Here is a 12,174-nt window from a genome sequence, read left to right on the forward strand (position 1 = left end):
ACCAGGGACGGCATGTCGCCGCGCCGTCCCTGGTTAGTTTTTACGCGTCGAGCGCTTTGCTGATTTTCTCGAACAGATCGCCGGACAGGTTTTCCAGCCCTTTCAACTGTTCAAGCGCCTTGCGCATCAGAGCCTGACGCGAAGCATCATAGCGTTTCAGGCGGATCAAGGGTTCAATCAAACGGGCGGCAATTTGCGGGTTGCGCTGGTTCAGATCGCTGAGGATCTCCGCCAGGAACTGATAACCGCTGCCGTCCGCCGCATGGAACGCCGCCGGGTTGGCGGAAGCGAAACCGCCGATCAGCGAGCGGGTACGGTTTGGATTGCTCAGGCTGAACGAACGGTGCTTCAGCAGGCCGCGTACCTTGGTCAGCACGTCCGCCGCCGGGCTGCTCGCCTGCAACACGAACCACTTGTCCATAACCAGCCCATCCTGATGCCAGCGTTCATCGAACGCCGCCAGCAGCGCATCGCGGCACGGCAACTGCGCCGCTACCGCAGCAGCCAGCGCAGCCAGCGAATCGGTCATGTTGTCCGCCTGACGATACTGCTCAGCCACCAGCCGATCGGCCAGCGCCTCATCACCAAAGGCCAAATAACCCAGGCACAGGTTGCGCAGAGCGCGTTTGCCGATATCGGCATGATCCACCCGGTAACCGTCGGTTTTGTTGGCGTTATAAACCGCCAGCCACTCGTCGGCCATTTCCTTTGCCAGGCAACGGACAATCGATTCATGCACCGCGGCGATCGCTTCCGGATCGATAGTCGCGAACAGCTCGGCAATCTCGGTTTCCGAAGGCAGCGTCAGGATCTGCGCGGCAAGCGCCGGATCCAGTTTCTCGTCCAGCAGCACGGCACGGAAAGCGTCGGCAACGTGCAACGGCAGAGACAGCGGCTGTTTCTGCTGATGCTTGGCAACGTTCAGTTTGATATAGGTAGCCAGCAGGCTCTGCGCCGCGTCCCAACGGGCAAACTCATTGCGCGCGTGCTGCATCAGGAAAGTCAGTTGCTGATCGCTGTACGGGTAATCCAGCTTCACCGGCGCGGAGAACTCGCGCAACAGCGAAGGCACCGGCTTGTGCGCCACACCGTCAAACACGAAGGTCTGCTCGGCTTCAGTGATGTTCAGCACGTTACCGATCGCCGCACCGTCTTTCTGCAGGGCAATCACGTTGCCTTCGGCGTCGTACAATTCGATATCCAGCGGAATATGCAACGGCAGCTTCTCTGGCTGCTCGGCGGTCGGCTCGGTTTTTTGGCTGACGTGCAGGCGGTATTGTTGATGCTCTGCGTCGTATTCATCGCGAACGGTCAGCAACGGTGTGCCGGACTGGCTGTACCAACGTCGGAACAGCGACAGATCGACATTGGAAGCATCCTCCATCGCCTGAACGAAATCATCGCAGGTTGCTGCGCTGCCGTCATGGCGCTCGAAATACAATTGGATGCCTTTCTGGAATTGTTCTTCGCCCAGCAGCGTATGCATCATGCGGATCACTTCGGACCCTTTCTCGTACACCGTCAAGGTGTAGAAGTTGTTCATTTCGATCACTTTATCCGGACGAATGGCGTGCGCCATCGGGCTGGCGTCCTCGGCGAACTGTGCGCCGCGCATGACGCGCACGTTATCGATGCGGTTGACCGAACGTGAACCCAGATCTGAGCTGAACTCCTGATCGCGGAACACCGTCAGGCCTTCTTTCAGGCTGAGCTGGAACCAATCGCGGCAGGTCACGCGGTTGCCGGTCCAGTTGTGGAAATATTCGTGGCCAATCACCGCTTCGATATTCAGGTAGTCCTTATCGGTTGCGGTTTCCGCTTTCGCCAGCACGTATTTGGAGTTGAAGATATTTAGCCCTTTGTTCTCCATCGCCCCCATATTGAAGAAATCGACGGCCACGATCATATAAATGTCGAGATCGTATTCCAGACCGAAACGGGTTTCGTCCCATTTCATCGAGTTCTTCAGCGAGGTCATCGCCCAATCGGCACGATCCAAATTGCCGCGATCAACGAACAGTTCCAGCGCCACATCGCGCCCGGAGCGGGTGGTAAAGCTGTCGCGCAACACATCGAAATCGCCGGCCACCAGCGCAAACAGGTAGCAAGGTTTTGGGAACGGATCCTGCCACTGCACCCAGTGGCGCCCATCCTCCAGTTCGCCCTGGCCTACGCGGTTGCCGTTCGACAGCAGGAACGGATAACGCGCCTTATCCGCCACAATGCGGGTAGTGAAGCGTGCCAACACGTCCGGGCGGTCCAGGTAATAGGTGATGTGACGGAAACCTTCCGCCTCACACTGGGTACATAACGCTTCGCCTGACAGGTACAGCCCTTCCAGCGCGGTATTCTTCGCCGGGTGAATATCATTGACGATGGTCATGGTAAATTGTGCTGGTAATTTCTCTATAACCAGCTTGTTATCCTGCAACTGATAGGCGCTCCACGGCTGCCCGTCGATCTGAATACTTACCAGCGTCAGATCTTCGCCATTCAACACCAGCGCCGCCTCGGCAGCGCCCTGACGTTTAATCTTGCTGACTGCAGTGACGCGTGTCGTTTCTGCGTCCAGCTCAAAATCCAAATCAATGTCGGTGATGCTGTAGTCTGGCGCGCGATAATCGTGGCGATACTTCGCCTGTGGCAGTTGTGTCATAAAAACCCTTTGACGTCTCAGTGAGTTACAGGTGCCAGGTTGTCATCATTGGCTTATTTCAGCCGCCGCAGAGGCGCGAAAATGTTGATGACCCTGATTGTAAATAAACTGTATCACAGCCACGAAAAAAGCCTAGAGATGCCGGGGTACCGGAACGGAGAAATCGGAGGTGGATCCTAATGTTGTCGCCGAAGGGCCCGCTCTATCAGGCTCCTTCACCTGATGCAGAGCAAAAATCAGCATTTAATGCTAAAAGCCGCCTTTCATATACAGGCCGGTCAATACTTCATCGCCATGGGCAATTACCCCCGCTTCAACGGCGATCCCAACCCTAAACCCCTGCCCGCAGCTCGCTTCTCGGTGACAGAGGTTCCGGGGGTATAGTTAAGACATTTCAGCGGCCTCGATGATATAATTGATAAATCTGGTTTAAGGACTCACGGCGAAATGAAAGTAAAATATCTGATCTATTTTTTTACCTTTGCCCTGATGTCCTCCTTTGCCATCTTTATTTCCGATGAGTTGCTTGAGGCTCATGCTGACTATCGTGACAATCAACTTAAGCTGTATAAAATAAGCCGCGCCAAAGAGATCTCCGAAGCCTTTCAAGCCACGCTGCTGGCGCACCGATTAAAACGTTTGAGCCTGGTTAATGCGGATATTACCCCGGCGCAATGGCAGGAGGCCGATCGTTTGGCGCGGGAAAAAATTGCCCGATTACAGCCGGATATCAACAGCAAGATTTCGCAACAGCTCGGCATACGGCAAAAAATCGCCGCGCTTTCCATGCTCGGCCTGATGGAACAATTGCTGGATAACGATAACCGGCAACTTTCGTTGGTGACCGATGCCAATGCCAACCTGTTTAATATCAACAGCGCCTATTACATTTCTCAGACCAGCAAAAGCTACTACCGTTATACCTACGATACCCGCATGATCGACGCCGATTCGTTTCTCTTTCTGGAAGCCATGCGCCTGAATAACCGGTTGAACATGTCTCTGACCGAATTAATCGACCAGGTCATTGACGTCAATATCAATCAGTTGGAGCGTAAAGACGCTTATCTGAAAGCCGTGCAACTCACCGGAATTTTGAATTCGCTAAGTACCCGGCTGATCTTTATGAAGCTGACCTACAACGATGTGCCCACCACCTTGCTGGTGAATGAACTGCTCGGCCAACTGTCGAAAAATCAGATCGACCGGATTACCGAAGGGCTCTATACCGCCATTGATACTCATACCGCCTATCCCGCCGATTTCATTTACCAGTACGTCAAAAACCTGAGCGAGCTTTCGCAACGGCTCTATCAACGCAGTTTTGAACTGGAAATTATCGCATCACGGCATAAAATCTACGCAAGCCAGACGGCTATTTACGGTTTGATCTCTCTCGGTAGCCTGATCGTGCTGTTTATTTTTCTGCCGACGCTGGTTTACTGTTCAAATATCAGCCGTTGGTTGACCAAAACGCATAACAATATTTTGCGGCTGTCGCGCGGCAATATGAACATCGACCGTAATGAGGTGTTTTACGGCCAGGAGTTAATCGCCATCAGCGACGCCATTAAACAGCTAAAACAGTATCAATTGGAAAAGGTGAAGCTGGAAAATGAAAAACATCTGTTGATCAAAGAGCTGGAAGCCTCTTCGTTTCTTGACCCCCTGACCAATATCTATAACCGCCGCAAGTTCTTCCGTGAATGCGAAGCCTTGGCAGCCCGCAGCTACCCGTTGGCCTTCTGTTTGATTGATATCGATAACTTCAAAAATCTGAATGACAGTTTCGGACATGACATCGGCGACAGCGTGCTGGTAGCCTTCGGCAAACTGCTGCAAGACGCCTTCCGCTCCAGCGACATTTTCTGCCGTTATGGCGGTGAGGAGTTTGCCGTGATCCTCGGCAACTGCACGCTGGAGAATGCGCGAGAAATTATGTCTAAGCTACGCGAACGCACCCATCAACTCATCCTGACCCTGGCCGATGGACAAACCGTGCGTTTCACGACCAGTTGCGGTATTGCCCAGGTGAACAGCCTCAGGCTGCTGCCGACGGCGATCAAACAGGCGGATGAAGCGCTCTATTTCTGCAAGAAAAACGGCAAGGACCGGATCAGCATTCACACGCCAACCGGTTTTATCTGAATTGTTGTTTAAAATAATTAACATTATAATTTCTATGACTAATTAGGCTAAGTCATTCACCTTACAGGCTTATCTGGCTTTTCTGTCCGGAACCTGAAGGCAAGCCGGCATAAAGGCACGTTTAATCCTCGACCCGCTCCGGCGATTTGTGGTGTGATGCAGCTTCAATAACAGGATAATCCGGGTATACTCGCTCAACTTTTTTATGACTATCCGGATTTGGACTCGCGCCTGACGAGGATGCAGTAACGCGCTATGACTCAATACGCTTCCCCGATTTTGACATCGCTGCTTGATACTGACGCTTACAAGCTTCATATGCAGCAAGCCGTGTTCCATCGCTACCCCGCGATCAGCGTGGCGGCGGAATTTCGCTGCCGCGGTGATGAACTGCTGGGCGAATATGCCGACGCAATCCGTGCGCAAGTCGCTCTGATGAGCCAACTGGCGCTGACCGAGGCTGAGTTTGGCTATCTTTCAGGGTTGCCGTTCTTCCGTCAGGACTACCTGAACTGGTTGCGTGATTTCCGCTATGACCCGCAGCAGGTTCAGATCGACAATAGTGACGGCAGACTGCATATCCGCATTGCCGGCCCGTGGCGCGAAGTGATCCTGTGGGAAGTCCCTCTGCTGGCGGTGATCAGTGAAGTGGTGCACCGTCACCGCTCGCCGCAGATCACGCCGGACATGGCGGTCGCGCATCTGCGCAGCAAACTGGCGCAGTTTAAAGCCGTGAGCGCCGATGTGGATATCTCCCGTTTCAAACTGATGGACTTCGGCACCCGTCGCCGTTTTTCCAAAAGCGTTCAGCAGGCGATCGTCAGCACGCTGCAAAACGAATTCCCGTCTCTGGTCGGCACCAGTAATTACGATCTGGCGCATCAACTTGGCCTGACGCCGGTAGGCACCCAGGCACATGAATGGTTCCAGGCGCACCAGCAGATAAGCCCGGTGCTGGCTAACAGTCAACGTGCGGCATTGCAGGCCTGGCTGGACGAGTACCCGGACCAGCTCGGCATCGCGTTGACCGACTGCATCGCCATGGATGCGTTCCTGCGTGATTTCGGCCCGCAGTTCGCACCGCGTTATCAGGGGTTGCGCCATGACTCCGGCGACCCGTTTGAATGGGGTGAGAAAGCCATCGCGCATTACCGGAAGCTGGGTATCGATCCGATGAGCAAAACGCTGGTGTTCTCCGACAACCTGGATCTGGACAAGGCACTGGCGCTTTATCGCCACTTCTATCAACGCATCGACCTGGTGTTCGGCATCGGCACGCGTTTGACCTGCGACATTCCGGGCGTAAAACCGCTGAATATCGTCATCAAACTGGTTGAATGCAAGGGCAAGCCAGTGGCTAAACTGTCCGACAGCCCGGGCAAAACCATCTGTCAGGATCAGGCCTTCGTGAAGGCCTTGCGCAAAGCCTTCGATCTGCCGCTGGTGAAAAAAGCCAGCTAAGCGGCCATGCGTTGCAAACGCTAAAAAGCCGGCTGAAAACTTCAGGCCGGCTTTTTTCTTCTTTATAAGACGCTTTCCGTTGCCCCCCTTTTCGCCCAGCCCCAAGAAATGTTGTCCCAATCCGGCGATTTCTGCTTGTGCTCTGCATCGCGGCAAGTAACATAGCACCATCCCCATATTGTTGGGTTTTAAGCTATTTCCAAATCAAATTATAAAGAGAGAAATTTATGAGCGTAGTGCCTGTAGTCGACGTACTGCAAGGTCGTGCTGCGGTTGACAGTGAAGTCACCGTACGCGGTTGGGTGCGTACCCGGAGAGATTCTAAAGCTGGTATCTCCTTCCTGGCCGTCTATGACGGTTCCTGCTTTGATCCGTTACAGGCCGTCGTTAATAATTCTCTGCCGAATTATCAGGATGAAGTGCTGCATCTGACCACCGGCTGCTCGATTGAAGTCACCGGCAAAGTCGTTGCTTCCCCGGGCGAAGGCCAGAGTTTCGAACTGCAAGCGACCGCCATCAAAGTGGTGGGCTGGGTTGACGATCCGGACACTTACCCAATGGCGGCCAAACGTCACAGCATCGAGTACCTGCGCGAGGTAGCTCACCTGCGCCCACGTACCAACCTGATCGGCGCCGTGGCCCGTGTGCGTCATACGCTGGCGCAGGCGATCCACCGTTTCTACCACGAGAACGGGTTCTTCTGGGTTTCCACCCCGCTGATCACCGCTTCCGATACCGAAGGCGCCGGCGAAATGTTCCGGGTTTCAACGCTGGATCTGGAAAATCTGCCGCGCACCGATAAAGGCGCGGTTGATTTCAGCCAGGACTTTTTCGGCAAAGAAGCTTTCCTGACCGTTTCCGGCCAGTTGAACGGCGAAACTTACGCCTGTGCGTTGTCGAAAGTGTATACCTTCGGCCCCACCTTCCGCGCAGAGAACTCCAACACCAGCCGCCACCTGGCTGAATTTTGGATGATCGAACCGGAAGTAGCGTTTGCCGACCTCGAAGACATCGCCGAACTGGCGGAAAAAATGCTGAAGTATGTGTTCCAGGCCGTGTTGAACGAGCGTATGGATGACATGCAGTTCTTCGCCGAGCGTGTGGACAAAGATGCGATTGAGCGTTTGAAGCGCTTTGTTTCTTCCGATTTCGCCCAGGTGGATTACACCGAAGCGGTGGAAATCCTGATCGCCTCCGGCCAGACCTTCGAAAACCCGGTATCCTGGGGCATCGACCTGTCTTCCGAGCATGAGCGCTATCTGGCCGAGAAACACTTTAAAGCGCCGGTGGTGGTGAAGAACTACCCGAAAGACATTAAAGCTTTCTATATGCGCATGAACGACGACGGCAAAACCGTTGCAGCCATGGACGTGCTGGCCCCGGGCATTGGCGAGATCATCGGCGGTGCCCAGCGTGAGGAACGTCTGGACGTCTTGGATCAGCGCCTGGATGCGATGGGCCTGAATAAAGAAGATTACTGGTGGTATCGTGATCTGCGTCGTTACGGCACCGTTCCTCATGCCGGTTTCGGTTTAGGATTTGAGCGTTTAATCGCCTATGTGACCGGCGTGCAAAACGTGCGCGATGTCATTCCGTTCCCACGCACTCCGCGTAACGCAAGCTTTTAATTAATCAGTCTAAACATTTCCAAATAATTTAGTTACAAAACCAAGGCCAGCTTTGCTGGCCTTTCGCATTTTCTAATATTGACCCGCGTCACAAAGTTCCCTTAATATTACATTTTGTTACATATACTTTCCTTTTGAAACCTCATTAGGACATTGGTAGCATTTTCGTTCTAGATTAACCCGCCCACGAATGGAACACTGCGTGCAGACACAGGACGACACCAATCTATCTACAATAGTTCCAAAAGAATTATTGGCGGCAGTGGCAAAGGTGTCCGAATAACACCAATGAGGGTAATAATGATGAAGCGCAACATTCTTGCAGTGGTAATCCCGGCTCTGTTAGCTGCTGGTGCAGCAAACGCAGCTGAAATCTACAACAAAGACGGCAACAAGCTGGATCTGTACGGCAAAGTTGACGGTCTGCACTACTTCTCCGACGACAAAGGCAATGACGGCGACCAGACCTATGTTCGTTTCGGCTTCAAAGGTGAAACCCAGATTACTGACCAACTGACCGGTTACGGCCAGTGGGAATACAACGTTCAGGCTAACCACGCTGAATCTCAAGGCACCGAAGGCACCAAGACTCGTCTGGGCTTCGCAGGTCTGAAATTTGCTGACTACGGTTCATTCGACTACGGCCGTAACTACGGCGTACTGTACGACGTGGAAGGCTGGACAGATATGCTGCCAGAGTTCGGCGGCGACACTTACACCTACACCGACAACTTCATGACCGGCCGTACCAACGGCGTTGCTACTTACCGTAACAACAACTTCTTCGGTCTGGTTGACGGTCTGAACTTCGCTGTTCAGTACCAGGGTAAAAACGAAAACGACGGCCGCGCTCTGAAGAAACAAAACGGCGACGGTTGGGGCCTGTCTTCTACTTATGACATCGGCGAAGGCGTAAGCTTCGGTGCTGCATACGCGTCTTCTGACCGTACTGATAACCAGACCCAAAACTCCACTGCTGGCGGCGACAAAGCTGACGCATGGACCGTTGGTGCTAAATACGACGCGAACAACGTCTACCTGGCAACCATGTACTCCGAAACCCGTAACATGACTCCATACGGTGATTTCGATGCAGGTATCGCGAACAAAACCCAGAACTTCGAAGTGACTGCTCAGTACCAGTTCGACTTCGGTCTGCGTCCAGAAGTGTCTTACCTGCAGTCTAAAGGTAAAAACCTGGCTGGCCGTACCGCACATGGTTCTAGCTTCGGCGGCGGCGATGCCGACCTGGTTAAATATGTTTCTGTTGGTACCACTTACTACTTCAACAAAAACATGTCCACCTATGTTGATTACAAAATCAACCTGCTGGACGACAACGAGTTCACTAAAGCCACTGGCACCGCTACCGATGATATCGTAGGTGTTGGTCTGGTTTACCAGTTCTAAGTTGTCATACTTAACGGCGGTTCACCGCCGTATGAGTTAAAAACAGGGCTTCGGCCCTGTTTTTGTTTTTGTGCCGCGAGTAACTTTTTATTCTGCCAACGCCCCCTTCTCCCTCATTTTTTATGCTGAACCTGCCCCCTTCACAAGATCGATGTGTTTTTCTCGCAAACGGTTGGCAAAGCGCATAACTGGCGCTACCCTGATGCCTCTGTCTGCTTAACTCCGAGCCATGGAAGCACCTGACATGTTTGAAAAAATCACTGCTGCACCCGCCGACCCAATCCTGGGTCTGACCGACATTTTCCGCGCGGACGCCCGCCCTAATAAGATCAACTTAGGGATTGGCGTTTACAAAGATGAAACCGGCAAAACCCCGGTACTGACCAGCGTGAAAAAAGCTGAGCAATATCTGCTGGAAAATGAAACCACCAAAAACTATCTCGGCATTGAAGGCATCCCGGCGTTCGCCACCTGCACGCAAGAGCTGCTGTTCGGCAAACAAAGCCCAATCATCGCCGACAAGCGTGCACGCACTGCGCAAACGCCTGGTGGTACCGGCGGCCTGCGTGTGGCAGCAGACTTTATCGCCAACCAGACCAGCGCAAAACGCATCTGGATCAGCAACCCAAGCTGGCCGAACCACAAAAACGTGTTCAGCGCCGTTGGTCTGGAAGTCCTGGAATACGCCTACTACGATGCCGCCAACCATTCGCTGGATTTCGATGGCCTGCTGAACAGCCTGAAACAGGCTCAGGCCGGCGATGTGGTGCTGTTCCACGGCTGCTGCCATAACCCGACCGGCATCGACCCTACTGCCGAGCAGTGGGCCCAATTGGCTGAGCTGTCCGTCGCCAACGGCTGGTTGCCGCTGTTCGACTTCGCCTACCAGGGCTTTGCGAAGGGATTGGAAGAAGATGCACAGGGCCTGCGTATTTTCGCCGCCAAGCATCAGGAACTGATCGTCGCCAGTTCGTACTCGAAGAACTTCGGCCTGTACAATGAACGCGTCGGTGCCTGCACGATCGTAGCCGCCGATGCGGAAACCGCAGATCGCGCCTTCAGCCAGGTGAAAGCCGCTATTCGTGCCAACTACTCCAACCCACCGTCGCACGGCGCCGCCGTCGTGGCGACCATCCTGGGCGACGATGCGCTGCGTGCCTTGTGGGAACAGGAACTGACCGACATGCGTCAGCGTATCCATCGCATGCGTCAGTTGTTCGTCAATACGCTGCAAGAGAAAGGCGCAGAGCAGGACTTCAGCTTTATCATCAACCAGAACGGTATGTTCTCGTTCAGCGGGTTGAGTAAAGAGCAGGTGCTGCGCCTGCGCGAAGAGTTTGGCGTTTATGCCGTCAACTCCGGTCGCGTTAACGTTGCGGGCATGACGCCGGACAATATGGCGCCGCTGTGCGAGGCCATCGTCGCCGTGCTGTAACCCATTGCAATGCTAAATAGCAAAAGGGGCGCTCAAGCGCCCCTTAGTTATTTCTGCCGGGAAATAACCTTACCAGATAGCCGGCTCTTCACGCAGGAACGGGTTAGTTTCACGCTCTTGGCCAAAAGTGGACATTGGCCCATGACCTGGGATAAACGCCATGTCATCGCCCTGCGGCAACAGCTTGGTACGAATAGAGTTAATCAACGCCTGATGATCGCCACGCGGGAAATCGCTGCGCCCGACACCGCCGTTAAACAGCACGTCGCCCACCAGCGCCAGCCGCGCCTTTTCATTAATAAAGACGATATGGCCAGGGGTATGGCCAGGGCAATGCAACACGTTGAACGTCATCTCGCCCACCTGCACCTTGTCGCCTTCTTGCAGCCATTGGGTCGGCGTCAGCGGCGCACACTCTTCCAGCCCAAACATTCGGCTCTGTGCCGGCAGCCCGTCCAGCCAGAAAGTATCTTCCTTATCCGGGCCGTAAATCGGCACCTGATAATGCTCAGCCAGTTCCGCCGCGGCACCTACGTGATCGAGATGGCCATGCGTCAGCAGGATCTGCGTGATCGTCACGCCCTGCTTCGCCACTTCGGCCTTCAATTTTTCTGCCTCGCCGCCGGGATCGACCAATGCCGCCTGCTGCGTGCTCTCACACCAGATCAGGCTACAATTTTGACTGAAGGCGGTAACGGGAATAATTTGGTATTTCATAAGGCTCCAACGACAACAGCGCCACACCCTCGCGGGCTGGCGCTATTCACTATGGTGCACAGCGACTACCAGGTCCGCACCGGGCCGGTATCGATGTGTACAAAGTTGCTACGTGGGTAATATCCTACACCACCACCGCGCATTTTTAACGCCGCTTTACGGATATTACTCAATTGGATGCCTTCGATATGGAAGTCCATCGCCTGGCCTTTGGTGTGATAGCTGTGCTTGGCCACACCGCGGCTGCGCTCACGCAGCTCATTGTTGGTATCCAGGGAGCGGTAACCTGAAACCAACTGCACCGGCTTGTTGGTACCCAACAGACCTTGCAGACGGTAGAGCTGATCAAACAGGCGGGGATCGATCGGCTTAATCTTGTTGGCGCGATAATCACGGAAAAGATGATTAAGACGAACCAGCTCGTCTTTATTATACCCCTTCCCATCGAAGAATTCGGCCTTCAACGTTTCGCCCGTATGCATGTTATTTACGACCAGAATGCGTGGGCGTGAAGTAGAAAGACTGGCAAAAGCCTGCCCTGGAAGCAGAGCTATACCCATGGCGGCGCTACCTAACGCCAGCCATTTGCGGCGATGATGATCAATTTTGTCCATGTTTCTGTTAAACCCGGCAAGAATATCAAAATATATGCACAAAACAGCGCACTGCCCGAACCATAACCGCCCACACAGCCTGAGTCAACCCGTGATGTCCCGCGG

Annotated in this window: 9 protein-coding genes; 6 read left to right on the forward strand and 3 right to left on the reverse strand. The window is 53.8% G+C overall.

The genetic code is table 11. From position 1 onward, the window contains the following. Positions 1-40: 40 nt before the first annotated feature. Positions 41-2,656, reverse strand: a complete 2,616-nt coding sequence (gene pepN, locus ACUTQW_RS00825) for an aminopeptidase N (RefSeq protein WP_037432621.1) — start codon at positions 2,654-2,656, stop codon at positions 41-43. Between the two features lie 222 nt (positions 2,657-2,878). On the opposite strand from pepN, the gene ACUTQW_RS00830 reads away from it, so the two are divergent. From ACUTQW_RS00830 to ACUTQW_RS00855, 6 genes are all read left to right on the forward strand, one after another. Beyond that, positions 2,879-3,040, forward strand: coding sequence for a hypothetical protein (locus tag ACUTQW_RS00830; protein WP_020438804.1), 162 nt, complete (start codon positions 2,879-2,881; stop codon positions 3,038-3,040). A 63-nt stretch (positions 3,041-3,103) separates the two neighbouring features. Continuing rightward, positions 3,104-4,804 (forward strand): diguanylate cyclase, encoded by a 1,701-nt coding sequence (locus ACUTQW_RS00835; protein WP_235196109.1) that lies wholly within the window; start codon positions 3,104-3,106, stop codon positions 4,802-4,804. Positions 4,805-5,059: 255 nt separating this feature from the next. Then, a complete protein-coding gene (gene pncB / locus ACUTQW_RS00840; protein ID WP_006324571.1) occupies positions 5,060-6,265 on the forward strand; it encodes a nicotinate phosphoribosyltransferase in 1,206 nt (401 codons plus the stop codon). A gap of 227 nt (positions 6,266-6,492) precedes the next feature. Then, positions 6,493-7,893, forward strand: coding sequence for an asparagine--tRNA ligase (gene asnS / locus ACUTQW_RS00845; RefSeq protein ID WP_006324570.1), 1,401 nt, complete (start codon positions 6,493-6,495; stop codon positions 7,891-7,893). A gap of 300 nt (positions 7,894-8,193) precedes the next feature. Then, complete coding sequence (gene ompC, locus ACUTQW_RS00850) at positions 8,194-9,303, forward strand: porin OmpC (RefSeq protein ID WP_020438802.1); 1,110 nt, start codon at positions 8,194-8,196, stop codon at positions 9,301-9,303. A 244-nt stretch (positions 9,304-9,547) separates the two neighbouring features. Beyond that, the gene (locus tag ACUTQW_RS00855; protein ID WP_006324568.1) at positions 9,548-10,738 is read left to right on the forward strand and encodes an amino acid aminotransferase; all 1,191 of its coding nucleotides are present in this window, start codon (positions 9,548-9,550) and stop codon (positions 10,736-10,738) included. Positions 10,739-10,807: 69 nt separating this feature from the next. Here the strand turns inward: ACUTQW_RS00855 and ACUTQW_RS00860 are convergent, their stop codons facing one another. Further along, the gene (locus ACUTQW_RS00860) at positions 10,808-11,455 is read right to left on the reverse strand and encodes an MBL fold metallo-hydrolase (protein WP_235196108.1); all 648 of its coding nucleotides are present in this window, start codon (positions 11,453-11,455) and stop codon (positions 10,808-10,810) included. Positions 11,456-11,520: 65 nt separating this feature from the next. After that, positions 11,521-12,069, reverse strand: a complete 549-nt coding sequence (locus ACUTQW_RS00865) for a YcbK family protein (RefSeq protein WP_004942701.1) — start codon at positions 12,067-12,069, stop codon at positions 11,521-11,523. Between the last annotated feature and the right edge of the window lie 105 nt (positions 12,070-12,174).

The organism is Serratia sp. TSA_7 (assembly GCF_052692135.1).